The 23,756-nt window shown below is 70.0% G+C and carries 22 protein-coding genes and 2 pseudogenes; 17 read left to right on the top strand and 7 right to left on the bottom strand.

All coding sequences use genetic code 11. The features are described 5' to 3' along the window. Positions 1–513, top strand: coding sequence for an NUDIX hydrolase (locus FU792_RS14950; RefSeq protein ID WP_022925787.1), 513 nt, complete (start codon positions 1–3; stop codon positions 511–513). 23 nt (positions 514–536) lie between these two features. Beyond that, complete coding sequence (locus FU792_RS14945; protein ID WP_022925786.1) at positions 537–1,550, top strand: hypothetical protein; 1,014 nt, start codon at positions 537–539, stop codon at positions 1,548–1,550. A gap of 1,020 nt (positions 1,551–2,570) precedes the next feature. On the opposite strand, the pseudogene FU792_RS14940 reads toward FU792_RS14945, so the two are convergent. From FU792_RS14940 to FU792_RS14925, 4 genes and pseudogenes are all read right to left on the bottom strand, one after another. Next, a pseudogene (locus tag FU792_RS14940) lies at positions 2,571–3,559 on the bottom strand (NAD(P)H-quinone oxidoreductase). 25 nt (positions 3,560–3,584) lie between these two features. Then, positions 3,585–3,983, bottom strand: a complete 399-nt coding sequence (locus FU792_RS14935; protein ID WP_022925783.1) for a type II toxin-antitoxin system VapC family toxin — start codon at positions 3,981–3,983, stop codon at positions 3,585–3,587. Continuing rightward, positions 3,980–4,234, bottom strand: coding sequence for a type II toxin-antitoxin system VapB family antitoxin (locus FU792_RS14930; protein WP_022925782.1), 255 nt, complete (start codon positions 4,232–4,234; stop codon positions 3,980–3,982). The genes FU792_RS14935 and FU792_RS14930 overlap by 4 nt, the downstream gene beginning before the upstream one ends. A gap of 72 nt (positions 4,235–4,306) precedes the next feature. Then, positions 4,307–5,595 (bottom strand): annotated as a pseudogene (locus FU792_RS14925) (NupC/NupG family nucleoside CNT transporter). Positions 5,596–5,711: 116 nt separating this feature from the next. Between FU792_RS14925 and FU792_RS14920 the strand changes: the two are divergent. The 10 genes from FU792_RS14920 to FU792_RS14880 all read left to right on the top strand — a co-directional run bounded on the left by FU792_RS14920 (position 5,712) and on the right by FU792_RS14880 (position 12,666). Continuing rightward, a complete protein-coding gene (locus FU792_RS14920) occupies positions 5,712–6,134 on the top strand; it encodes a hypothetical protein (RefSeq protein WP_022925780.1) in 423 nt (140 codons plus the stop codon). Positions 6,135–6,168: 34 nt separating this feature from the next. Beyond that, positions 6,169–6,486 (top strand): hypothetical protein, encoded by a 318-nt coding sequence (locus FU792_RS14915; RefSeq protein WP_022925779.1) that lies wholly within the window; start codon positions 6,169–6,171, stop codon positions 6,484–6,486. After that, positions 6,486–8,444 carry a DNA/RNA non-specific endonuclease gene (locus FU792_RS14910; RefSeq protein ID WP_022925778.1) on the top strand — a complete coding sequence of 653 codons (1,959 nt, stop codon included), beginning with the start codon at positions 6,486–6,488 and terminating at the stop codon, positions 8,442–8,444. Before FU792_RS14915 ends, FU792_RS14910 begins: the two co-directional genes overlap by 1 nt. 9 nt (positions 8,445–8,453) lie before the next feature. After that, on the top strand, positions 8,454–8,957 hold the full coding sequence (locus tag FU792_RS14905; protein ID WP_022925777.1) for a hypothetical protein: 504 nt from the start codon (positions 8,454–8,456) through the stop codon (positions 8,955–8,957). A 274-nt stretch (positions 8,958–9,231) separates the two neighbouring features. Then, positions 9,232–9,561, top strand: coding sequence for a hypothetical protein (locus FU792_RS14900; protein ID WP_022925776.1), 330 nt, complete (start codon positions 9,232–9,234; stop codon positions 9,559–9,561). A gap of 25 nt (positions 9,562–9,586) precedes the next feature. Then, positions 9,587–10,132, top strand: coding sequence for a hypothetical protein (locus FU792_RS14895; protein WP_143456704.1), 546 nt, complete (start codon positions 9,587–9,589; stop codon positions 10,130–10,132). After that, complete coding sequence (locus tag FU792_RS14890; protein WP_022925774.1) at positions 10,125–10,619, top strand: hypothetical protein; 495 nt, start codon at positions 10,125–10,127, stop codon at positions 10,617–10,619. The genes FU792_RS14895 and FU792_RS14890 overlap by 8 nt, the downstream gene beginning before the upstream one ends. Beyond that, positions 10,619–11,137 (top strand): hypothetical protein, encoded by a 519-nt coding sequence (locus tag FU792_RS14885; RefSeq protein ID WP_143554060.1) that lies wholly within the window; start codon positions 10,619–10,621, stop codon positions 11,135–11,137. The genes FU792_RS14890 and FU792_RS14885 overlap by 1 nt, the downstream gene beginning before the upstream one ends. A 170-nt stretch (positions 11,138–11,307) precedes the next feature. Beyond that, a complete protein-coding gene (locus FU792_RS18625; protein WP_269087392.1) occupies positions 11,308–11,430 on the top strand; it encodes a hypothetical protein in 123 nt (40 codons plus the stop codon). A gap of 270 nt (positions 11,431–11,700) precedes the next feature. Beyond that, entirely contained in the window at positions 11,701–12,666 is a 966-nt protein-coding gene (locus tag FU792_RS14880) for a hypothetical protein (RefSeq protein ID WP_143554059.1), read from the top strand. A gap of 10 nt (positions 12,667–12,676) precedes the next feature. On the opposite strand, the gene FU792_RS14875 is transcribed toward FU792_RS14880, so the two are convergent. Together FU792_RS14875 and FU792_RS14870 are read right to left on the bottom strand one after the other, a co-directional pair. Next, complete coding sequence (locus FU792_RS14875; RefSeq protein ID WP_022925769.1) at positions 12,677–13,459, bottom strand: IclR family transcriptional regulator; 783 nt, start codon at positions 13,457–13,459, stop codon at positions 12,677–12,679. A gap of 38 nt (positions 13,460–13,497) precedes the next feature. Further along, positions 13,498–16,047, bottom strand: a complete 2,550-nt coding sequence (locus FU792_RS14870) for a glycogen/starch/alpha-glucan phosphorylase (protein WP_022925768.1) — start codon at positions 16,045–16,047, stop codon at positions 13,498–13,500. A gap of 106 nt (positions 16,048–16,153) precedes the next feature. Here FU792_RS14870 and FU792_RS14865 point away from each other — a divergent pair, with 106 nt between their 5' ends. Beyond that, entirely contained in the window at positions 16,154–17,173 is a 1,020-nt protein-coding gene (locus tag FU792_RS14865; protein ID WP_022925767.1) for an NADP-dependent oxidoreductase, read from the top strand. Between the two features lie 99 nt (positions 17,174–17,272). Here the strand turns inward: FU792_RS14865 and FU792_RS14860 are convergent, their stop codons facing one another. Continuing rightward, the gene (locus tag FU792_RS14860) at positions 17,273–17,908 is read right to left on the bottom strand and encodes an ASCH domain-containing protein (protein WP_022925766.1); all 636 of its coding nucleotides are present in this window, start codon (positions 17,906–17,908) and stop codon (positions 17,273–17,275) included. A gap of 25 nt (positions 17,909–17,933) precedes the next feature. On the opposite strand from FU792_RS14860, the gene FU792_RS14855 reads away from it, so the two are divergent. The 4 genes from FU792_RS14855 to FU792_RS14840 all read left to right on the top strand — a co-directional run bounded on the left by FU792_RS14855 (position 17,934) and on the right by FU792_RS14840 (position 23,732). Next, complete coding sequence (locus tag FU792_RS14855; protein ID WP_022925765.1) at positions 17,934–18,671, top strand: glutamine amidotransferase; 738 nt, start codon at positions 17,934–17,936, stop codon at positions 18,669–18,671. 378 nt (positions 18,672–19,049) lie between these two features. After that, positions 19,050–20,657 (top strand): histidine ammonia-lyase, encoded by a 1,608-nt coding sequence (hutH, locus tag FU792_RS14850; protein WP_022925764.1) that lies wholly within the window; start codon positions 19,050–19,052, stop codon positions 20,655–20,657. A 92-nt stretch (positions 20,658–20,749) separates the two neighbouring features. After that, entirely contained in the window at positions 20,750–22,408 is a 1,659-nt protein-coding gene (hutU, locus tag FU792_RS14845; RefSeq protein WP_022925763.1) for a urocanate hydratase, read from the top strand. 1 nt (position 22,409) lies between these two features. Further along, a complete protein-coding gene (locus FU792_RS14840) occupies positions 22,410–23,732 on the top strand; it encodes a YjiH family protein (protein WP_022925762.1) in 1,323 nt (440 codons plus the stop codon). Positions 23,733–23,756 lie beyond the last annotated feature (24 nt).

The raw sequence follows: 23,756 nt of genomic DNA, 5'->3' as shown, positions 1-23,756 counted from the left end.
ATGGACCTGATCACGCTGCGCCGCAAGGCGAGCACCGCAGCGCTACTCGGCTTCCGGGTGACGCCGGGGCCGGTGAAGCGGGCCGTGGTCCGCACCGTCGCCCCGAGCTACACGGTCGGCGCTGTGTGCGTCCTCGAGCACGATGGCGAGTTCCTCGTGCTGTGGCAGCCGCACCGGCGCGGCTGGAGCCTGCCGGGCGGGCTGCTCGGCCGCGCCGAGGATCCGGCGGACGCGGTGCGACGGGAGGTCGCCGAGGAGGTCGGGCTCGACGTCGACCCCGGTGACCCGGTCACGGTGCGGGTCGACCCGGTGGAGCAGGGGGTGGACGTCGTCTTCCGGGTGCGTCTGGACCAGCGGCCGGACCTGGCGCTCGCGACCGAGGCGCGCAAGGCCCGGTGGACCAGCCGGGCCGAGCTCGGTCCGGCCGACCGGGACACCCGAGGCATCCTGGACGTGCTGGCCCGGGCCGCGGACGCGCCACGCCCGGGGCGGCTGCTCGACCTGCCGCGCTAGGGCACGGCTGTCACAGTGGGGGTATGCGGCGACCTCGGACAATCCTCGCGCTGGCCGGCGTGTTGACGCTGGGGGGCTGCGCCGGCGGAGACGGCGGAGGCGCCCCGGAGGACGCGGCTGGCACGCAGGCAGGTGCCACCTCGGCGGCGCCCGAGCCCGACGACGGGGAGGCGCCCGACGGGGGAGAGGGCGGCGACGGCGAGGAGGGACAGCAGGAGGCTGCGCCGACGACCGAGGAGCCTGCTGAGCTCCCGCGCGGTGGCCGGGAGATCTTCCCCGACTTCCGCCTCGTGGGGTATGTCGGTCATCCGGACTCCCCGGCGATGGGCCGGCTCGGCATCGGGGACCCCGACGAGCGGGCCGCGGAGATCGAGACCGAGCTCGCCGGTTTCGCCGGCGACCGTGAGATGCTCCCGGTGCTGGAGCTCGTCGTCTCGATCGCGCACCCGGTGCCGGGTGAGGACGGCAGCTTCCGCACCCAGGTCACCGACCAGATGATCGAGGACCACCTCGACCTCGCCCGCAGGCACGACGCGATGCTGCTGCTCAACATCCAGACCGGCGCGGTCCCCTTCCCGGACGAGGTGCGCGACTTCGAGGAGTGGCTGGTCGAGCCGGACGTGGGGGTGGCCCTCGACCCGGAGTGGGCGGTGTCGCCCGGGCAGGTCCCCGGCGAGGTCTACGGCAGCACGACCGGGGCAGAGCTGGACGAGGTCGCGGCATACCTCGCCGGGCTGGTGGAGGAGCACGACCTGCCGGAGAAGGCGATGGTCTACCACCAGGTCCACGCGAGCGTCGTGCAGGACGAGGCGGCGCTGACCGAGCACGACGGTGTCGCGGCGATCAAGTCGGTGGACGGCATCGGGCACCCGCAGGACAAGGTCTCCACCTACGACCTGGTCAACGAGTCCACCCCGGGGCACGTGCACGGCGGCTTCAAGCTCTTCCTCGAGGAGGACGTCGAGTTCGGCCCGCTCATGACGCCCGAGGAGGTGGCCGAGCTCGACCCCGAGGTGGAGTACCTCATGGTCGAGTGAGTCGCCTGTCCTGGGACAAGCACGTCAGCGAGAACGTCGTCTCAGCATGGCGACGCTCAGGATGATGCCGGGAGTCGCGAGCAACGTCACGAAAAGAGTCCGCAGCACGATCCTTATGGGTCCTGGCGCCAGGTGGTCTGTCCAGTAGTACCCAGCAGCACCAGCAGTGAACGCTACTGCCGCCAGCACTCCAACGGTCCAGTTGGACATCTCCAGTTCCTCCGTCGACAGTTGTCACTCTTATTCCCTGCAATGACTGTACCAAGTTTAATTCGGGTACAGTCGCAGATACGGCCTATTGGTAGGGCATCGAGCATTGTCACTCAGCCAAACTGAAGCAGCAATGGTAGCGGCCACCTTGCTCACATCGGTTGAACTGCACGTAGAATCCAAGGTAATTCCATCCAGCCGATACGCTAGGGCCGAGTTCGGAGCCGCCTTGGCCAGGCCCTTCGCTGACCAAGTTCTCTGTCGGCGCTGCGAGTTGGGGCTCAAGTTGACGCAGTACAGATGGACCAACAGGGCCAAACGTGGGAGATCCCGATTCTGACTGGGTGATACCGAGATCTGCACGCGAGATGTCGGCAAAGTTCTTCGTTGGGTTGGCCGATTCCCAGTCCTTTTTCAAGGTCTCGAATGAACTCTCTACCTCCCTGTACGAGGGGGCGGCAGGTGACGCCGAGCCCATGCTCGGGTCAGTTCGATCATTTCTGCCTTCTTGAGAAGGCGGGTGGCGTGCTCGAGGAGGACGTGGAGTTTGGGCCCGCTCATCTCATGACGCAGGAGGCTGCCGCCGGGGCGGAGCGCCCTCCGCACCTGAGCCAGGGCAGGTCCGACGGCGCCCGGGGTGAGGTGGATGAGGGAGTACCACGCCAGGATGCCGTCGTACCGGGCATCGGGGGCGAGGTCGTCGGTGCCACCCACCTCGAAGGAGATCCGCACTGAGGTCGAGACCGTCGACGAAGGCGGCGTACTCCGCCGCCCGAGCACCATAGGCCCTGGGTGTGCTCGATGCCACGCTCACGGCGCGACGGTGAGCAGGATCTTGCCGATGTGCTCGCTGGCCTCCATCTCGCGGTGCGCGGCGGCGGCGTCCTCCAGCGGGTGGCGGGACTGGATCAGGGGCCGCACCCGCCCGGCCTCGATCCAGGGCCAGACGTGCTGGCGGATCTGCCGCACGATCTCGGCCTTGTCGTCGAGCGACCGGGACCGCAGCGAGGTGGCCATGACCTTCGCCCGCTTCACCAGCAGGGACCCGAGGTCGAGCTCGCCGGTGCGGCCGCCGAGGAGCCCGATGACGACCAGTCTGCCGTCGTGCGCGAGCGCGCGGACGTTGTCGGTGAGGTACTTCGCGCCCACCACGTCGAGGATGACGTCGGCGCCGCCGCCCCGGGTCGCGTCCCGCAGCTCCTCCACGAAGTCCTGCTCGCGGTAGTTGATGAGCACCTCCGCCCCGAGCTCGCGACAGGCGGCCAGCTTGTCCGCCGAGCCGGCGGTGACCGCCACCCGGGCACCGAGCGCCCGGGCGACCTGGATCGCCATGGTGCCGATGCCGCTGGAGCCGCCGTGGAGCAGCACGGTCTCGCCCTCGCCCAGCCCGGCCTCCATGACCAGGTTGCTCCAGACGGTGCACGCCACCTCGGGCAGCGCCGCGGCGTCCGCCACGGGTATGCCGTCGGGCACGGGCAGCAGCTGGCCGACCGGGACGGCGACGGTCTCGGCATACCCTCCGCCGGCGAGGAGCGCGCACACCTCCTCACCGATCGACCACCCCGAGTCCTCGGTCCCCTCGCCGAGCGCTCTGATCCGGCCGCTGACCTCGAGCCCGGGAGCTCGGAGGCACCGGGCGGCGGGAGATAGGCCCCCTTGCGCTGCTGCACGTCGGCGCGGTTCACCCCCGCGGCGACGACGTCGACGAGGACCTCGCCGGCGCTCGCGGTAGGGGCGGGCACGTCGGCGGGGACGAGGGCGTCGGCCTCACCGGGCTCGGGGATCGTGATGGCTCGCATGCTGCTCACCCTAGGAGGCTTCAGCTCACAGCGCTGACCTGACGTCCGTCTGAGCGAAGTCACCCCCCTTGAACAGCAGCGGGGCATCTCGGCGCTGTGCGGCGGCGTAGGCGAAGCAGTCACCCAGGTTGAGGGATGCTGGGTGGCGCCCCTTGCCGAAGCGGCGCCAGGCGTCGACGGCGATCGACGCCTGTGCAGCGTCGAGCGGTGCGATGTCGACCCCGAGCCGGTCCAGCAGCAGTCTTAGATCCTGGGTCGCCTCCCGGCCTTGCCGGGTCTCCACGACGATGCCGACCTCGACGGATGTCGCGGCACTCATCAGGAGGTCCCCGGCGGCCCGCTGCATGACTCGGAGGAGGGTTTCGGCGTCGGGCTCGCCGAAGATGACGGCGGCGACCGCCGACGTGTCCAGAACGATCGTCACCCGGGCAGCCCCGCCTCGTCGTAACCGACGATGTCCTCCGGCGTCCGCGCGTCGATCACGGGGCGCCGACGTCCTCTGTCGATGATCCCCTCGAGCTCGTCCGTGCCCTTCTCGGCCCGGGCAAGAGCGGTGACCCGGGCCAGGCGCTCCTCGATCGCGCGCCTCGCGGCCACGGTGATGGACTCGCCCGTGGCGTCGGCGAGCTCTCGAGCCAATCGGTCCGTCTCGGCATCCTTGATGTTCAGCGCCATGGGTCAACCATACGAGGAAGAAAGGAGGACAGCGAGGCAGATCAGGTGGGAGCCTGGGCCAACCGGAGGGCGCTACCCGATGACGATGCCCGCGATCGCGGCGCTCATGAGGTTGGCCAGCGTCGCGGCGAGGATGGCGCGGATCCCGAGCTCGGCGATCTCGCGGCGCCGGTCCTTGACCAGCGAGCCGAGGCCGCCGAGCAGGATGCCGAGTGATCCCAGGTTGGCGAAGCCGGTCAGCGCGAAGGTCACGATGGCCGCGGTCTTGGGGCTGAGCTGGTCGATGATCGGCGCGAAGTTGGAGAACGCGACGAACTCGTTGACGATGACCTTCTGCCCGACGAAGCTACCGGCGGTGGTCGCCTCGCCCCACGGCACGCCGATGACCGTCATGAGGGGGCGAAGGCATACCCGAGTATCTGCTCGAAGGTGAGGTCCGGCTGGCCGAACCAGCCGCCGACCGTGCCGATGAGCAGGTTGACCAGCGCGATGAGCGAGATGAAGGCGAGCAGCATCGCGCCGATGTTGAGCGCGAGCTTGAGCCCGTCTGCGGCGCCCGAGGCGGCGGCGTCGATGACGTTGCGGTACTCCATCCCCTCCAGGTCGTCCTCGTCGTTCGGTATGCCGTCGCCGTCCTTGTCGCCCTCGGGGTCCGCCGGCTCGTCGCTCACCAGCCGGTCCTGCCGCTCAGCCGCCTCCGGGATCTCCTCCGGCAGGACGAGCTTCGCCATCATCAGCGCCCCCGGGGCCGCCATGAAGGACGCTGCGATGAGGTATTCCAGCGGCGCGCCGAGCAGCGAGTAGCCCACGAGGACCGAGCCCGCGACCGTGGACAACCCGCCGACCATGACGGCGAACAGGCCCGATCGGGTGAGCCCCTTGAGGTAGGGGCGGATGACCAGCGGTGCCTCGGTCTGGCCGACGAAGATGTTGGCGGCGGCGTTGACCGACTCGGCCTTGCGTGTCCCGAGCGCCGCGCCCAGGGCTGCGCCGAGCTTCTCCACGACGAACTGCAGGATCTTGAAGTGGTAGAGCACCGCCGTCAGTGAGGCGAAGAAGATGATGACCGGCAGCACCTGGAAGGCGAAGACGACCCCGGCGTCCTCCCCCTGCGGCAGCACCGGCCCGAAGACGAACTGGATGCCGGCGTTGGAGGAGTTGATGACCGCCTGCACGCCCTGCGAGACCTGCTCCAGCGCCCGCTGCCCCCAGGACCAGTAGAGGACGAGGATCCCGAAGAGCACCTGGATGCCCAGGGCCGCGAGCACGGTGCGCCAGCGCACGGCCCGGCGGTTGGTCGAGAGCAGCAGCGCGAGCGCGATGAGCGCCGCCATGCCGCCGATTCCCCAGAGCACGTCCATCGTGACCTCCTGGTATGCCTCGTCGTGGGTAGCGCCGACCGTACCGCGTGGTGCGGGGTCGGGGTCAGAGGTGGTTAGTCTGTGGCCACGACCAGTCGACAGCGAGAGGAGCGGTCGTGGAGCCGAGTGAGCAGCAGGAGGCGGTGCGCGCGGTCGCGCAGCGCTTCGTCGAGATCGCGCCGGCCGGGTGGGCCCGGCTCGTGGGCAACTGGGAGGCGACCCGGGTCGACGGCCAGGTCAACCTCAACTACCTGACCCTGGCGGTGGTCGACCTGCAGGACCGCTGGGGGATCGGGCAGCTCGACTTCGACGAGCCGCTCTACGACCTGGTCGTCGAGCTGCACGAGGGCATGGGCTCCTCCGGGGATCGGTGGAGCGTGCTCGACCTCGAGGTGGACGCCGACGGGGCGTTCCGCACCACCTTCGGCTACGGCCAGCCCAAGCGCAGCCTCGGCATCGAGGACGAGGAGTCGATGGGGCGGTTCCAGAACTACCTGGCGACGTGGGTCGCCGAGCACGGCGAGCGCCCGCAGCACTGAGCGGGCGGGCATACCAGGACGAGGGGGGAGCGCGATGGCGGGCGACGACGAGGTCACGATGGTGCCCAACCCGTACCGGACGGCGCTGGAGCAGGCGCGGAACCGGTCGGTCGACCCGGCGGGTGACATCAAGGAGGCCCTCGACAAGGCCGACCGGGCCATGTCGTCGGGGTGCTGGGTGAGCACGACGGCCGACGACTTCGGCGCGGCGCTGGCGGAGCACAAGCGGACCCTGGGGCGGGTGCGTGACGACGCCATCCAGGACTTCGACGACGCGATCGCGGGCCAGCCCGAGCGGGTGGAGTCGACCGCCTGGCAGACCCGGTGGCAGAAGATGGCGGGGTTGCGCTGATGGCGACCTGCTCGATCCACATCCCGGGCTTCACCGACCTCGTCGCGGGCGTGGAGAAGGTGCGCTCCGACCTGCCGCTCGACCGGAGCACGGTGTCCGGCAACCTCAGCGGGGTCATGCTCGGGACCGGCTCGCTCTCCCGGGTCGACGACGTGCTCAGCTGGGCCGACGATGAGGTGCGCGGCCTACACCGGCGACTGGCGATGGCGCAGCAGATCGAGGCCTCGACCCCGGGCGTGCAGATGTATGCCCAGTTCGACGAGGACGACGTCTCCACCAAGAGCCAGGCCCAGGTGGAGGCCGACGCGAAGAAGGTCGCCGACTACCTCGAGGAGGGCGGGGACATCCCGCAGGAGATCCTCGACCTGCTCGCGGAGGGCCAGAACGACCCCTACTTCGCGCAGGCCCTGGCCGAGCGGGTCGACCTGGAGGACCTGTCCAACACCATCGCCGGCGCGGGGATGCCGCCGCAGCCCGGCGGCTACGACCCGGACTACCAGGAGAAGCTGGAGGCCTGGCGGCAGGACTACGACGCCTTGCTCGACGGGCTCGGGCAGACCATGGGTCTGGCCTCGCGCGGCACCGGCGACGTGGCCCCGCCGGAGGGGTGGAGCCAGCAGTGGATCGACGGCATCACGACGACCGAGCCGCCCGGCCAGGCCTCGCGGCTGGCGGCCGTGGTCTCGCGTGGCCGGTGGTCGACCGACTTCACCGTCGACCTCACCCAGGCGCTCTACGACTACGAGACCGGGGACGAGGGCTATAAGGGGATGTGGAACCTGAGCTCCCACCCCGGGCCCGGGGGCATGTATGCCGGAGCCACGCTCCCGGACGGCACGCAGGCCTACGACCCGATGGCACTGGTGCTAGAGGCTGTCGCGAAGGATCCCGAGGCGGGGATGCGGATCTTCGAGGAGTCGGGCACGACGACGGTGGAGGTCGACGGCGAGGACCACGAGGTGAGTGTCTTCATGGACTACCTCATCTCGCAGCGGAGGTGGCCCGTCGACGACGGTGAGGCCGCAGGCCAGATGATCCTGGCCGCCGCCACCCCCTACGAGGGGGGATCGGTCTACTCGGCCGAGGTCGCCGACGACGCCTACTGGGCGAGCGAGGCCTTCAAGCAGGAGGTGGAGTCGCGCGGCGAGGACGACCCGTGGTGGTCCTCGGCCGGGCACATTGTCCTGGACGCCCTTGGCCTGATCCCCGGGATCGGCGAACTCGCCGACCTCGCGAATGGCGCCTGGTACTACGCCGAGGGCAATGTCGTCGACGGATCGCTGTCGATGGTGGCACTGGTCCCGCTCGGTGGGCAGGCAGCCACCGGTGCCAAGTGGGGGCGGAAGGTCCTGACGGGCGAGGCGGCAGAGGCCGTCCTCAAGAACCTCGACAACGTGCCGCTGAACCAGATGGATGAGTCGGTGCAGCTGCTCGCCAAGGCCGACAACGTCGAGCCCGGCGTCTTCCGGTTCGACTCGATGGACGACTTCAACCGGGCGGCCAACAACGCCCACCCCAACGTGCGCTACGAGTACGACGGGATGTCCTGGCGCACCGATGTCGAGGGCAGGCCGATCGAGGTCGGTGGGGAGCTCAAGCTCAACCCTGTCGGCCGTAACGACCCCAAGCTGCAGACCGACATCGGGAAGGGCCCGGGATCACGCGACTCCGATGTGGGCTTCCACCTCATCGCCGACTCCCTCGGTGGCCCGACCAACCGGCTCAACGTCCTGCCCGGCAACGGCAAGCCGATCGACGACGGGCTGGCGAACCTCAACCAGGGCGCCTACGCGAAGATGGAGCGAGAATTGCGGGACGCCCTGAAGCACGGCAAGAGTGTCAACATCGACATCCGACCGATCTACCCCGACGCCAGCGATTGGAGACCGTCCGAGTTTCGAGTCACTGCGTTTGTCGATGGCCGGCTCCGGCGCTTCGGGCCGTTCGTCAACAAGTAAGGAAGCACTATGAGCCAGGACATGCTGATTGATGAACACGTTGAGCACATTGTTGCAGTCCTAACTGCCGAACACTCGCAGTGGATTCGAGCGGTGGCGTGGGTGGGGCGGCTGCAGGACAGCGCTGGGACGCCAGCTGAAGGTGACATTTACCTCAATCGCGTTTTGTGCTGGGAGGACGGGGAGGTCGTTCCGAAGTACTACGCCGGCGTCGACGACTACGACGCCTATCTCGCTATTTCGCAGATGACTTCTGACGTCGATTGGACCCAGTTCAGGCTGGTCGCAGATCGAGATGGCGGCCGACAGGTCGAGTTCGTGACGAACGAGCCGCGGCGTCAGGTCGAAGGCTCAGCAACCGACCCGTACTGGCACCAGGTCGACGACTACCTCGAACTGAACCGGGAGGAGGTCGATGCGCTTGTGGATCGGCTGCGGGACAGTGGCGACCTACCAGGAGAGAAGAAGAAGTCGGGCCGAGGGGTGCTCAGCTATTTTCGACCAGGCACCTGACGGCGAGCGCCGGGGGGGTCTGACAGCGACACAGCGCAAAACGCTAGTTGGACGCCCTCATGCGTGCAGAGTATGTCGGTCCATCAGCAAAGAGGAGAGACGATGTCTTCAAGCGAGCTCGAGACGGCCGTTGGCGACATCGTCGATGCCTTCGCTGAGTCGTTTCCGAACTGGATCAGAGTCGTGCTCTGGATCGGCCGTCTGGACTACGAGGGCGCGCCCCACCGACACCAACATCCGGCTCAATCGAGTCTTGTCGTACACAGGTGGCGAGGTGGTCGCCGACTACTACACCGTGATGCGCACGATGTCTCCGATCTATCGGCGTATCGATGCGCTGACGCATGACGTGGACTGGGCCCAGTGCCGGATTGTGGCTGACCGCGACGGCAAGCACCAGATCGACCTTGTGACCGACGAGCCGCCGCGAAACCTTGAGGGCGCAGGGACTGACCCCTACTGGCGCCAGGTCCACGACTATCTGGAACTGAACCGTGAGCAGGTCGATGCTCTTGTGGAGCGGCTGCGAAGCAGCGGCGACCTGCCCGGTGGGGAGAAGAAGCGGGGCCGAGGGGTGCTCAGCTACTTCCGCCCGGGTACATGATCAGAGACCACGAGAGCATGTTCACATGAGCGACCCAGCATCGGTGGACCGGCAGGTGGAGGTGATCGTCTCCCTCGTCACCTCCGAGCACCCGCTGTGGATCCGCGCGGTGGTGTGGGTCGGCCGACTTCAGAATGATGACGGCTCACCTGCCGAGAGCGACATCTACCTCAACCGGGTCCTGTGCTGGAAAGACGGTGATGTCGTCGCTGAGTACTACACCGGGTTTGACGACTACGACGCCTACCGCGCGATTTCGCAGATGACGTCTGACGTCGATTGGACCCAGTTCAGGCTGGTCGCAGACCGAGATGGCGGCCGACAGGTCGAGTTCGTGACGGACGAGCCGCGGCGTCAGGTCGAGGGCTCGGCAACCGACCCGTACTGGCGTCAGGTGCATGACTATCTGGAACTGAACCGTGACGAAGTCGATGCGCTCGTGGAGCGGCTGCGGGCAAGCGGGGATCTTCCCGGTAAGGAGACGCGTGGCGGACGCGGTCTGCTCAGCCTCTTCCGACACCGTCGCGGCCAGCCGTCAGCTTCGACCCGAGAGGACTCTCGCGATGGATGAGCAAGCGCGGCTACACCTTCAGCGCTTCGCCGAGGCCTACCGCGAGTCCGCGCCCGTGGGCTGGGTGCGCATCGTCACTTGGTGGGCCAAGTTGGGCGACAGTGCTGATGAGGCGTCTATGAGCGCGGTCCAGTCGCCCGCGGAGGTAGTCGTCAGGGGAGCCGATGGTGTGCTACGGCAGGAGTCGCTGGCCCCAGATTTTCCCTGGATGCACGTCAAGGCGATGGACGAGGCGCTCAAGGGGGAGCCGGAAGAAGGATGGCTGGTCATGCGGGTCGAGATCGACGCCGACGGCCACGAGCCGCGCGTGGGGTTCGACCACGACACGCTGGTCCGGGCGGAAACATCGCTCCAGGACCCGTGGGCGGACGAGGTACATCACTACCTGGAGCGGCACCGTGAGGAGCTGGAGCGGATGAGCGGACCGGCCACGACAAGCACACCGGAGGACCAGCCGCGCCGTCGGTGGAATTGGTGCAGGTCGTGATGAACAAGGTGGAGGGAGTTGCAGTGCTGTCAGGCGAGCTCGATGCGCAGGTCGGCCAGATGGTCACCGCCTGCACCCAGGACTTCCCCGACTGGATCCGGGTGGTCATCTGGGTGGGCAGGCTCATGGACGGCAGCGAGCCCACGGACACCACCATCCGCCTCAACCGTGTGCTCTCCTACCGAGGCGGCGGGGTGGTGGCCGACTACTACACCGGCCTGGGGACGGCACCGATGTACCGACGCATCGACGAGCTGACACAGGACGTGGACTGGACGCAGTGCGGGATTGTGGCCGACCGCAATGGCGCACGCCAGGTGCAGTTGGTGAAGGACGAGCCTCGGCGTCAGGTCGAAGGCTCGGCAACCGACCCGTACTGGCACCAGGTCGACGACTACCTCGAACTGAACCGGAAGGAGGTCGACGCGCTCGTGGAACGCCTCCGAGCGAGCGGGGACCTGCCCGGGGAGAAGAAGTCGCGACGGGGAATTCTCGGGCTGCTTTCAGGTGGAGCATGAGTGCCGACACTGGCGATCTCCAGGGGACTCTTGCCCCGCACCTCGACGAGATCGTCGCGACGCTGGTCGGGGGCCAACCGGCGTGAATCAGGGTGATCTTCTGGATAGCACGTCTGGCCGAGCCGGACGGGTCCCCGGCACCTGCTCATCTCAGGCTCAGGCTCAACCGGGTGGTGTCCTGGGTGGACGGCGCGGTCGGCGCGGTCGGCGCGGCCTATGGCAAGGCGTTCGGGCTCTCGGACGAGCTGCGGGCCGTGGACGACAAGACAGTCACTGTCCGTGGACGCAGTTGAGACTGGTGGCAGATCGTGATGGCCAGCGCGAGCTGCGGCTGGTCGATGATGAACCTCGCCGACAGTTCGACGACTCGGCGAGCGGCCCGTACTGCCGACAGGTTCACGACTACCTGGACCTGAATCGTGACCAGGTCGATGCACTCGTGGATCGGCTGCGGGCAAGCGGGGATCTACCGGGTGAGAAGAAGAAGTCGGGCCGAGGGGTGCTCAGCCTCTTCCGACACCGTCGCGGCCAGCCGTCAGCTTCAAACCGAGAGGACTCTTGCGATGGATGAGCAAGCGCGGCTACACCTTCAGCGCTTCGCCGACGCCTACCGCGATGCAGCCCCCGACGGCTGGGTAAGAATCGTCACATGGTGGGCCAAGATGGGCGACTCGCCCGACGAGGCATCTCTTGACGCGACCATGACGCCTGCTGTCGTGATCTTCCGGGATCGCAGCGGTGTCTTGGTGCAGGAGCCCATCGAGCCGGCGAGCGAGCCGCTGCAGGACCTGCTCCAGCTCGAGGCTCTGGATCAGGACGACACCGGTTGGCTCGTCATGCGGGTCGAGATCGACGCGGACGATCCCGAACCACGCGCGGAGTTCGACCACGACACCCTGGTGAGGGCCCAGACGTCGCTCCAGGACCCGTGGGCGGACGAGGTACATCACTACCTGGAGCGACACCGTGAGGAGCTCCGGGGGCTGCCGGCGGAGCCGACGACGGAGGAGGCCAGGCCCGCCCTGGTCGACGTTCCCGGCGTGCACGAGATCGCGGACCGGATCGTGGACGGCCTGACCGGTGACCACTCGTCGTGGATCCGCGTCGTGATGTGGATCGGGCGACTCCAGCAGGAGGACGGGTCGACGGCACCGAACAACCTGCGGCTCAACCGGGTGATCACCTGGGACGGAGCGCAGCTCGCGGCAGAGTACGGCCGCACCTCGACGGCTCATGACGCTATCGAGGCGCTGTACGAGGCCGCCGGTGGCGTGGACTGGACCCAGCTGAGACTGATCGCCGACCGGGACGGTCCCTGCTCGATCGTCGCCGTGATGGACGAGCCGCGACGACCGGAGGAAGGGGCGGCGACCGATCCCTACTGGCGGCAGGTCCACGACTACCTCGAGCTCAACCAGGACGAGGTGGAGGCGCTGGTCGAGCGGCTTCAGGACCACGGCAACCTGCCTGGTGACCGAAGCGGGCAGAAGCGTGCCGGTGTGCTCGGCTGGCTGCGGCGCCGGGGTTGATACCTGTCGGTCAGCCCACCGGGGAGCGTCCCTGGTCGCGGTGACCGAGCCGCGCCGACAGCTCGGCCGCCGTCTGCCGGACCAGCCGGACGACCGCCTCGATGCGCAGGTCACGATCCGCGGGGTAGGTCACGGCGACGCCGGCCACCGGATGGCCGGAGTGGTCCAGCACGGCCGAGGCGACCGACGCGAGCCCGGGGGTCACGAGGCCGTCCTCGACGGCATACCCCCGTGCGCGGGTCTCGGTGAGGACCCGCCGCAGCTCCATTAGCGAGCGCGGGCCCTCCTCGTGCCGCTGCACGAAGGCCTCGCGCGAGGGGAAGAGCGCGCGCACCTGCGCCGCCGGGAGCGCCGCCAGGATCGCCAGCCCGCTCGCGGTGAGGGTCGCGGGCAGGCGCACCCCGGCGTCGGTGACCAGCGAGGGTCGCCCGGCGACCCGCTCCTCGATGACGTAGAGCACGTCCGGCCCGTGCAGCACCGCCAGGTGCGCGTTGTGCCCGCACGCGTCGGCGAGCCGGGTCAGCCGCGGGCGGGCCAGCCGTTGCAGCGGCGCCTGCCGGGTGTAGGCCGAGCCCAGCTCGTAGGCGGCGACACCCAGGCCGTAGCGCCGCTCCTCGGGCAGGTGCACGGCATACTGCTGCTCGACGAGGACCGTGAGCAGGTGGTAGGTCGTGGACCGCGGCAGCCCCAGCTCGCGGGCGATCGTCGCCGCCGCGACCGGTGTCGCGTGCCGAGCGAGCAGCGTGAGGATGGCCAGCGCGTGACCCGCGGCGGGTGCATTGCTGGTCCCCATCCTCCCGAGGGTAGGCGCTCACCCGCGCCCGCGGGCGCTCACGCGTCCCCGGGCAGCCAGATCCGGTCGAGGTAGTCGCGCATCGAGCGGTCGGAGGAGAAGAACCCGCAGCGGGCGACGTTGAGGATCGTCGAGCGGCTCCACGCCTCGGGGTCGGCGTAGGCCCGCTCCACGCGGTCCTGGGCTTCGAGGTAGGACCCGAATCCTGCCAGCGCCATGAACGGGTCGTGGTTGAGCAGGTTGTCCAGCACCGCCGAGACGGCGCCCCGGTCGCCGCCGGTGAAGTGGCCGCTGCCGATGAGGTCGATCGTGGCCTTCAGCACCGGGTCCGCCTCGTAGAACGAGCTGGGGACGTAACCCCGCTGGCGCAGTTCCTCGACCTCCGGCTCGGTCATGCCGAAGAGGAAGAAGTTGTCCTCCCCGACGAGGTCGAGGATCTCGACGTTGGCGCCGTCGAGGGTGCCGATCGTCAGGGCGCCGTTGAGCGCGAACTTCATGTTGCCGGTGCCCGAGGCCTCCTTGCCGGCCAGCGAGATCTGCTCGGACAGATCGGCGGCCGGGATGACCTTCTCCGCGAGGGTGACGTTGTAGTTGGCCGGGAAGAGCACCTGCAGCCGGCCGTCCATCACCGGGTCGGTGTTCACCGTCTCCGCGACCGAGTTGATGAGGAAGATGATCTCCTTGGCCATGTGGTAGCCCGGCGCCGCCTTGGCGCCGAAGAGCACCGTGCGCGGGGTCACCTGGTCGATCGGAGTGCGGCCCGAGAGGACTCCCTCGTAGACCGAGACGACGTGCAGCAGCTTGAGGGTCTGCCGCTTGTACTCGTGCAGCCGCTTGACCATGACGTCGAGCAGGTGGTCCTGCGAGAGCTCGATGCCGTCACGGACGCGCAGCAGCTTGCCGAGCCGCTCCTTGTTGGCGTCCTTGACGTCCCGGAACCGCTGCCGGAAGTCTGCGTCGTCGGCATACGGCTCGAGCTGGCGCAGCTGCTCCAGGTCGGTGACCCAACCGGTCCCGATGGTCTCGTTGATGAGGTCCGACAACCGCCGGTTGGCCAGGTAGAGGAAGCGGCGCGGGGTGATGCCGTTGGTGACGTTGGTGAACTTCTCCGGCCACAGCGCGTGGAAGTCGGGCAGCACGTCGTCGCGCAGCAGCTGGCTGTGCAGCTCGGCGACCCCGTTGACCTTGGCGCCCGCGACGGTGGCGAGGTAGGCCATCCGCACCGCGCGCTGCGGCTGCTCGGCGATGATCGACATCCGCCGCACCCGGCCCTCGTCGCCGGGGAAGGCGTCGCGCACCTCGAGCAGGAACTCTTCGTTGATGCGGTAAATGATCTCCAGGTGGCGCGGCAGCAGCCGCCCCAGCAGGTCGACGGGCCACACCTCGAGCGCTTCGGGGAGCAGCGTGTGGCAGGTGTAGGCGAAGCACTGCTGGGTGATGTCCCACGCCTCGTCCCAGTCGAAGCCCTTCTCGTCGACGAGGATGCGCATGAGCTCGGGCACCGCGATGACCGGGTGGGTGTCGTTGAGCTGGAAGATGATCCGCTGCGGCAGCTCGCGCAGGTCCACGTCGCGCGGCAGCGTGTTCTCGATGAAGTCGCGCAGGCTGCAGGCGACGAAGAAGTACTGCTGCTGCAGCCGCAGCTCTTTGCCCTGCGGCGTCGAGTCGTCGGGGTAGAGCACCTTGGAGATGTTCTCCGCGAAGATCTCCGCGCGGGAGGCCTGTGCGTAGTCGCCGGCGTTGAAGGTCTGCAGGTCGAAGGCCTGGTTGGCCTCGGCGCTCCACAGCCGCAGGGTGTTGACGACGCCGTTGCGGAAGCCGGGGACCATGTAGTGGTAGGGGACGCCGCGGACCTGCCAGGCGGGGACCCAGCGGGTGTGCTCGGTGCCGTCCTCGTCGACCGAGGTCTCGGTATGCCCGCCGAAGCCGACCTGGACGGCGCGCTCGGGGTGCGGGAACTCCCACGGGCTGCCCAGGCGCAGCCAGCTGTCCGGCTCCTCGACCTGGCGGCCCGCGACGAAGGTCTGCCGAAAGATGCCGTACTCGTAGCGGATGCCGTAGCCGATGCAGGGCTGGTCCATCGTCGCGAGTGAGTCGACGAAGCAGGCGGCGAGCCGCCCGAGGCCGCCGTTGCCCAGGCCGGGCTCGACCTCCTGGCCGCGCAGCGCCGCCATGTCGATGCCGCACTGCTCCATCGCCTGCTCGGCGATGCCCTGCAGGTCCGAGGCGAGCAGGTTGTTGCCGAGCTGGCGGCCCAGGAGGTACTCCGCCGAGAGGTAACCGACCATGCGCGTGGGGTTCTTGCGGCGCCGGTGCCCGGTCTCCAGCCAGGACGCCATGAGGTAGGAGCGCACGGTCCGGGCGAGCGCGAGGTACTGGTCGTTGATCGTCGACTGCGACAGCTTGACGCCCTGCCCGAAGTTGAGCTGGTCCAGGAACTCACGGACGAAGCCTTCGACGGTGCGCGGCGGCGAGGTCACCGGGCCGGTCGCCAGCTCGTGCGACGCCTCGAAGCTGGGGCCGCGCCGGTTGGCGTCGGCGGACGGGCTCTCGTCGGTGATGACGGGGTGCGGGTGCGTGGAGGTCACGAGTCGTAACCCTAGGGCCTCGCTGGTTCCCGGGCATACCTCGCGCGGGGCGTGTGTTGGCAACCGGGCCTGCCCTGAGAGCACCCGAGACCGGAGGAGACCGAGAGTGACCCCAGCCGACCAGTCCGCCCCCGCCCGTGAGGTCCGCCTCGTCGCCCGCCCGCACGGGTGGCCCAAGCCGTCCGACTTCGAGCTCGCGACGAGCGAGCTGCCCGAGCTCGCCGACGGGCAGGTGCGGGTGCGCAACGAGCTGATCTCCGTCGATCCCTACATGCGCGGTCGGATGAACGACACCCGGTCCTACGTCGCGCCCTTCGAGCTGGGCCGGGCGATGGAGGGCGGCGCCGTCGGGGTCGTCGAGGAGTCCCGCGCCGAGGGGTATGCCGTGGGTGACCACGTCCTGCACCAACTCGGCTGGCGCGAGGAGGCCGTCGTGGACGCCGAGTCCGCGCGCGTCGTCGACACCGACGCGGCGCCCGCCCCCGCCTACCTCGGGGTGCTCGGCATGACCGGGCTCACCGCCTACGCCGGGCTGGTCCGCGTCGCGCAGCTGCGCGAGGGCGACGTCGTCTTCGTCTCCGGGGCCGCCGGAGCGGTCGGCAGCGTGGCCGGCCAGGTGGCCAAGGCGCTCGGCGCGTCCCGCGTGATCGGCAGCGCCGGCTCCCAGGAGAAGGTGGACCACCTCGTGGACGAGCTCGGCTTCGACGCCGCCTTCAACTACAAGGACGGCGACGTCGCCGCCCAGCTCGCCGAGCACGCGCCCGACGGGATCGACGTCTACTTCGACAACGTCGGCGGCGAGCACCTGGAGGCCGCGATCGGGGCCCTGCGGCAGGGTGGCCGGATCGCGATCTGCGGCGCGATCTCGAGCTACAACGACACCGAGCCCGCGCCCGGGCCCCGCAATCTGGCCCGGCTCATCCAGGTGCGCGGCACGATGACCGGCTTCCTCGTCTCCGACCACCAGGACCTGGCGGGCGAGTTCGCCGGGCAGGCAGCCGGCTGGCTGTCTTCCGGGCAGCTGAGCTCCCGCGAGACCGTCGTCGACGGCATCGAGCACGCGGTCGACGCCTTCCTCGGGCTCCTGCGCGGCGATAACACCGGCAAGATGCTCGTCCGGGTCTGAGCCCGGGGCTGCCGTGCGGCGGCCGTCGCGGCCGGTGCAGCCGGGTCTGCCCCAGCGGTGTCGGCCGCCGGCGCCATGGGTGGGCCGTCGCGAGGGGCCTCAGGGGTGTCGGCGCGCGGCCCGTCCGGCCGCCGCGGGCACCAGCACCTCGAAACGCTCGAGGACCACGAGGGTGTCGTCGTCGACCGGCTCGCCGTGCGGCGCGGTGGCCGCGAACGCCTCGCGGTGGATGGCGCGCCAGTCCGCGAGGGTGCCGTTGCCCTCCCCCTCCAGCCGGGCGTGCTCGGCGGGGACGTCGGCGAAGCGGCACACGTCCACGTCCGTGATGCGGACCAGGGCCCGGGGTCGACCGGAGCCGTCGAGCAGGATGGACAGCAGCCCGGGCTCGGGCAGCGCCAGGTCGAGGTCGACGCCGGTGCGGGTGAGGGTGTCGCCCTCGGCGGGCCCCTCGTCCAGGGCCTGCCGGGTCCGCGCGTCGGCCTCGTAGTCCCGGTAGGCGCTGGCCGTCGCGGTCTTCCGCCCGGCGAGGACCAGCCCGAGCAACCGGTCCGCGGTCTGCGGGTCGTCCTCACCGCCGAAGCTCCACGCGGGCGGCGGGAGGGTGTCGCTCACCTGAGCACCGGCATACACCTCGATGCGGTTGAGCTTGCCGCGGATGCGCGCGTCGGCCCAGAAGGCCGCGATCGCGCGGTCGCGTCGGTCCTGGTCCTGCCCGGTCGGCGTCGGCTCGTCCACACCGCCCACCCTAGGCTCTGCCGGTGTGAGGCCCTTCCTGCTGCTCGGCACGCGCGCCGAGGACGACGCCGCCGACGACGAGTACGCGGGCTTCCTGCGCTACGCCGGGTTGCGGGAGAGCGAGCTGCACCGGGTGCGCGTCGAGGCGGCGCCGCTGCCGACGGTCGACCTCACGGCCTACAGCGGGATCATCCTGGGCGGCAGCCCGTTCAACGCCTCGGACGAGCGGAAGGGCGAGGTGCAGCAGCGGGTCGAGCGTGACCTGGCCGCGCTGGCCCGCCGCGTCGTCGAGGCCGATGTGCCGTTCCTCGGCGCCTGCTACGGGATCGGGCTGCTCGGCCTGGCCATGGGCGGGACGGTCGACCGCCGGTTCGGCGAGGCGCCCGCCGCGGTGGAGATCTCGCTGACGGAGCGGGGCCTGGCCGACCCGCTGCTCGCCGGTATGCCGGACCCGTTCCACGCGATCGTTGGGCACAAGGAGGCATGCGCCGTGCTGCCGCCGGGTGCGGTGCTGCTCGCGTCGTCGGCGGGCTGCCCGACGCAGATGTTCCGGATGGGGCGCCACGTCTACGCCACGCAGTTCCACCCCGAGCTGGACGCGGAGTCGCTCGAGCGGCGGCTGCACATCTACGCCGGTCACGGCTACTGCGAGCCCGAGGAGGTCGCGCCCATCGTGGCCCAGGCCGAGTCGGTCGACCTCACCCACGTGCGCAGCCTGCTTCCGGCCTTCGTCGAGCGCTTCGGCCACCCCGCCCCGGCCTGAGCAGAGAAAGGTTCTCGACGCAGGGGCTGCCGCCGGCCCGCCTCGACCTGAGCAGAGAAAAGTCCTCGAGGCAGGGGCTGCAGCACCTGCGTAGGGCACTGTTCGTTGCTCAGGTTCCCGGCGGGTGCGCTGGCGCCGCCTGTCCGACCTCGTGGCCCGCCTGAGCAGAGAAAGGTCCTCGACGCAGGGGCTGCCGCCGGCCCGCCCCCGCCTGAGCAGAGAAAAGTCCTCGATGCAGGGGCTGCAGCACCTGCGTAGGGCACTCTTCGTTGCTCAGGTTCCCGGCGGGGTGGGCACGGCCGCGCGCGTCTGAGATCCGAGACGGCGAGGCCGTCGCAGGGGGTGACGCCGTCGCGGCAGACCGCTCCAATGGTCTCCATGAGCCGTCTCCCCGAGCCTGACCTGCCGCGCGAGGTCGTCGTCACCGCCGGCCCGATGTCGCACGCCGAGGTCGTGGCCGTCGCCCGGCATGGTGCCCGCGTGAGCATCGCGGGCGACGCCGTCGAGGGCATCGCCGCGACCCGCCGCATCATTGAGGACCTGGCCGGGGACACCCAGCCGCACTACGGCATCTCGACCGGCTTCGGCGCGCTGGCCAACACCAGCATCCCGCCGGAGAAGCGGGCACAGCTGCAGCGCAGCCTGGTCCGCAGCCACGCCGCGGGGTCCGGCCCGGAGGTCGAGCGAGAGGTCGTGCGGGCGCTCATGCTCCTGCGCCTGTCGACCCTCGCGACCGGCCGCACGGGGGTGCGGGTCGAGACGGCGCAGGCGTATGCCTCGCTCCTCAACGCCGGCATCACCCCCGTCGTGCGCGAGCACGGCAGCCTCGGCTGCTCCGGCGACCTCGCGCCGCTGGCCCACTGCGCCCTGGCCGTCATGGGCGAGGGCATGGTCCGGGTCGGTCCGGAGGCGGGCGCGGACCAGGAGGCCTGGCAGGCCTCCCCGCAGGAGCTCATCCCCGCCGGTGAGGCGCTGGCCCGCGCCGGCATCGCCCCGGTCGAGCTGGCCGAGAAGGAGGGCCTGGCCCTCATCAACGGCACCGACGGCATGCTCGGCATGCTCGTGCTCGCCCTGCACGACCTCGACACCCTGCTCACCACCGCCGACGTCGCCGCCGCGATGAGCGTCGAGGGCCTGCTCGGCACCGACGACGTCTTCGCCGCCGACCTGCACGACCTGCGGCCGCACCCCGGCCAGGCCCGGTCGGCCGAGAACTTGCGAGACCTCATGTCCGAGAGCGCGATCCGTGAGTCGCACCGCACCGAGGCGTGCACCCGCGTGCAGGACGCCTACTCGCTGCGCTGCTCGCCCCAGGTGCACGGATCCGCCCGCGACACCTGCGGGTATGCCCGCACCGTCGCCGACCGCGAGCTCGCCGCCGCCGTCGACAACCCGGTCGTCACGCTCGACGGACGGGTCGAGAGCAACGGCAACTTCCACGGCGCGCCGGTCGCCCACGTGCTCGACTTCCTCGCGATCGTCGCCGCGGACGTGGCGAGCATCAGCGAGCGGCGCACCGACCGCTTCCTCGACGTCGCCCGCAGCCACGGGCTGCCGCCCTTCCTCGCGGACGACCCCGGGACCGACAGCGGGCACATGATCGCGCAATACACCCAGGCCGCGCTGGTCAGCGAGCTCAAGCGGCTGGCCGCCCCGGCGAGCGTGGACTCCATACCCTCCTCCGCGATGCAGGAGGACCACGTGAGCATGGGCTGGGGTGCGGCCCGCAAGCTCCGCCGCGCCGTCGACGGGCTGACCCGCGTCGTCGCGGTCGAGGTCCTCACCGCCGCCCGCGCGCTCGACCTGCGCGCGCCGCTCACCCCCGCCCCCGCGACGGCGGCCGTCGTGGCGCTGCTGCGCGGGTCCGGCGTCGAGGGCCCCGGCCCGGACCGCCACCTCAGCCCCGAGATCGAGACCGTCGTCGATCTCGTCGCGGACGGCCGCGTCCGCGACGCCGCCGAACGCGTCACCGGACTGCTGCACTGACGCAGACCGGGCGGCCGGTCCGCACAGAACCGTGCGGTCGGTCGGAAGACGTGCCAGAGCCACGCCAGAGAAACGAGTCGAAGGAGACCACCATGGAAGGCGCCCGTCCCGTCCGCGCACCGCGCGGCACCCAGCTCACCGCCCGCTCCTGGGCCACCGAGGCCCCGTTGCGGATGCTCATGAACAACCTCGACCCCGAGGTGGCCGAGCGCCCCGACGACCTCGTCGTCTACGGCGGCACCGGCCGCGCGGCGCGCGACTGGCGCAGCTTCGACGCCATGGTCCGCACCCTCACCGACCTGCGCGAGGACGAGACCATGCTGGTCCAGTCCGGCCGTCCGGTCGGGGTCATGCAGACCCACGAGTGGGCGCCGCGCGTGCTCATCGCCAACTCCAACCTCGTCGGCGACTGGGCGACCTGGCCCGAGTTCCGCCGGCTCGAGCAGCTCGGGCTGACGATGTACGGCCAGATGACCGCCGGCTCCTGGATCTACATCGGCACCCAGGGCATCCTGCAGGGCACCTACGAGACGTTCGCCGCGGTCGCCGCCAAGAAGTTCGGCGGGTCCCTCGCCGGGACGCTCACCCTCACCGGCGGGTGCGGCGGCATGGGTGGGGCGCAGCCGCTGGCGGTCACGCTCAACGGCGGGGTATGCCTCGTGGTCGACGTCGACGAGGCCCGGCTGCGCCGTCGGGTGAAGAGCCGCTACCTGGACGAGGTCGCCGACTCCCTCGACGCGGGTGTGGAGCGGGCGCTGACCGCCAAGCAGGCGCGCGAGGCCGTCTCGATCGGCGTCGTCGGCAACGCCGCCGAGGTCTTCCCCGAGCTGCTGCGCCGTGGTGTCGCGATCGACATCGTGACCGACCAGACGTCCGCGCACGACCCCCTGTCCTACCTGCCGACCGGCATCGACCTCGCCGACTGGCACGACTACGCCGAGAAGAAGCCGGAGGAGTTCACCGACCGGGCACAGGAGTCGATGGCGCGGCACGTCGAGGCGATGGTCGGCTTCATGGACGCCGGCGCCGAGGTCTTCGACTACGGCAACAGCATCCGCGACGAGGCCCGCCAGGGCGGCTACGACCGGGCCTTCGAGTTCCCCGGCTTCGTCCCGGCATACATCCGGCCGCTGTTCTGCGAGGGCAAGGGCCCGTTCCGCTGGGCCGCGCTGTCCGGCGACGAGAAGGACATCGCCGCCACCGACCAGGCCGTGCTCGACCTCTTCCCGGACAACGACCACCTGCAGAAGTGGATCCGGGGCGCCCAGGACAAGGTCGCCTTCGAGGGGCTGCCCGCGCGGATCTGCTGGCTCGGCTACGGCGAGCGGGACAAGGCGGGCGTGCGCTTCAACGACATGGTCGCCTCCGGCGAGGTCAGCGCGCCGATCGCCATCGGCCGCGACCACCTCGACTGCGGCTCGGTGGCGAGCCCCTACCGCGAGACCGAGGCGATGGCCGACGGCTCGGACGCCATCGCCGACTGGCCGCTGCTCAACGCCATGGTCAACACCGCCTCCGGCGCGTCCTGGGTGTCGCTGCACCACGGCGGCGGCGTCGGCATCGGCCGCTCGCTGCACGCCGGGCAGGTCAGCGTGGCCGACGGCACCGACCTGGCCCGGCAGAAGCTGGAGCGGGTCCTGACCAACGACCCCGGCATGGGCGTCATCCGGCACGTCGACGCCGGCTACGACCGTGCCGACGAGGTGGCCGCCGAGCGCGGCGTGCGCGTCCCCATGCGGGAGGGCGACTGACATGAGCACCACCACCCGGCCCGACGACGTGCCGGACACCGCAGTCCCCATGTGGAAGTTCTTCGTCCTGTCCGCCATCGGCGTCGTGATGTTCTTCGTGCCGGTCACGATCGGCGGGCGCAGCACGATCCCGCTGGACCACATCGTGTCCTGGCTGCGCGAGGCGATCCCCGGCATCCTGCCCTGGTATGCCCTCGCCCTCATCGCGGCGGGTGCCGTCTACCCCTGGGTCACCGGGTCCTGGCGGCGGAGCACGACCGACGCCGTCTTCGCCGTCGCTCGCGTCATCGGTCTGATCGTCGGGGTGATGCTCGTCCTCGAGGTCGGGCCGGCGTGGCTCTTCGCCGAGGGCATGGGGCCGTTCCTGCTGAACGCCCTGGTCATCCCGGTCGGGCTGCTCGTGCCGATCGGGGCGGTCTTCCTGGCGCTGCTCGTGGGCTACGGGCTGATGGAGTTCATCGGGGTGCTCGCCCGGCCGCTCATGCGGCCCGTCTTCCGCACCCCCGGCCGCTCGGCGATCGACGCCGTCGCCAGCTTCGTCGGGTCCTACTCGCTCGCCCTGCTCATCACCAACCGGGTCTACCTCGACGGGAAGTACACCCGGCGCGAGGCCATGGTCATCGCCACCGGCTTCTCCACCGTCTCGGCGACCTTCATGATCGTCGTCGCGAGCGCGCTGGACCTCATGGACCACTGGACGGTCTACTTCTGGTCCACCCTGCTCATCACCTTCGTCGTCACCGCGATCACGGTGTGGATCCCGCCGCTGTCGCGCATCCCGGACGAGACGGCGCCCGGCGTGGAGCACCAGCCGGAGCAGCCGACCGAGGGCGGCCGGTTCGCGACCGCGTGGCGGGAGGCCAGGCATACCGTCGCGGCGGACCCGGGCCTGCTGCGGACGGTCCGGTCCACCTTCCTCGACGGGCTCCGGATGGCCATGGCGATCCTGCCGAGCATCCTGTCGATCGGGCTGCTGGGCCTGGTGCTCGCCGAGTTCACGCCGGTCTTCGACTGGCTCGGCTACGTCTTCTACCCCATCACCTGGGCGCTGCAGATCCCCGAGCCGCTGCTCGTCGCCAAGGCCGCCGCGCTGGGCGTCTCGGAGATGTTCCTCCCGGCCGCGCTCGTCGCGGAGTCCGCCATGTCGGTGAAGTACGTCGTCGCCGTGGTGAGCGTCAGCCAGATCATCTTCTTCTCCGCGATGGTGCCCTCCCTCGTCGGCACCCAGATCCCGGTGTCCATCCCGCGGCTGCTCGTCGTCTGGTTCGAGCGGGTATGCCTGAGCCTGGTCCTCGCGATCCCGGTCGGGCTGCTGCTGTTCTGAGACGCGGGCGGGGCTACCCGCCGG

It is taken from the genome of Serinicoccus marinus DSM 15273 (assembly GCF_008386315.1).
GTDB classification, from domain to species: Bacteria; Actinomycetota; Actinomycetes; order Actinomycetales; family Dermatophilaceae; genus Ornithinicoccus; species Ornithinicoccus marinus.
This window is presented reverse-complemented; position numbering and strand designations above follow the sequence as displayed.

Excerpts from the sequence above, each read along its gene's own strand:
- FU792_RS14950 (WP_022925787.1), top strand. The coding sequence starts at position 1 with ATGGACCTGATCACGCTGCGCCGCAAGGCGAGCACCGCAGCGCTACTC.
- FU792_RS14945 (WP_022925786.1), top strand. The coding sequence starts at position 537 with ATGCGGCGACCTCGGACAATCCTCGCGCTGGCCGGCGTGTTGACGCTG.
- FU792_RS14930 (WP_022925782.1), bottom strand. The coding sequence starts at position 4,234 with ATGGCGCTGAACATCAAGGATGCCGAGACGGACCGATTGGCTCGAGAG.
- FU792_RS14915 (WP_022925779.1), top strand. The coding sequence starts at position 6,169 with ATGGCGGGCGACGACGAGGTCACGATGGTGCCCAACCCGTACCGGACG.
- FU792_RS14910 (WP_022925778.1), top strand. The coding sequence starts at position 6,486 with ATGGCGACCTGCTCGATCCACATCCCGGGCTTCACCGACCTCGTCGCG.
- FU792_RS14905 (WP_022925777.1), top strand. The coding sequence starts at position 8,454 with ATGAGCCAGGACATGCTGATTGATGAACACGTTGAGCACATTGTTGCA.
- FU792_RS14895 (WP_143456704.1), top strand. The coding sequence starts at position 9,587 with ATGAGCGACCCAGCATCGGTGGACCGGCAGGTGGAGGTGATCGTCTCC.
- FU792_RS14890 (WP_022925774.1), top strand. The coding sequence starts at position 10,125 with ATGGATGAGCAAGCGCGGCTACACCTTCAGCGCTTCGCCGAGGCCTAC.
- FU792_RS14885 (WP_143554060.1), top strand. The coding sequence starts at position 10,619 with ATGAACAAGGTGGAGGGAGTTGCAGTGCTGTCAGGCGAGCTCGATGCG.
- FU792_RS14880 (WP_143554059.1), top strand. The coding sequence starts at position 11,701 with ATGGATGAGCAAGCGCGGCTACACCTTCAGCGCTTCGCCGACGCCTAC.
- FU792_RS14875 (WP_022925769.1), bottom strand. The coding sequence starts at position 13,459 with ATGGGGACCAGCAATGCACCCGCCGCGGGTCACGCGCTGGCCATCCTC.
- hutH (WP_022925764.1), top strand. The coding sequence starts at position 19,050 with ATGAGCCGTCTCCCCGAGCCTGACCTGCCGCGCGAGGTCGTCGTCACC.
- hutU (WP_022925763.1), top strand. The coding sequence starts at position 20,750 with ATGGAAGGCGCCCGTCCCGTCCGCGCACCGCGCGGCACCCAGCTCACC.
- FU792_RS14840 (WP_022925762.1), top strand. The coding sequence starts at position 22,410 with ATGAGCACCACCACCCGGCCCGACGACGTGCCGGACACCGCAGTCCCC.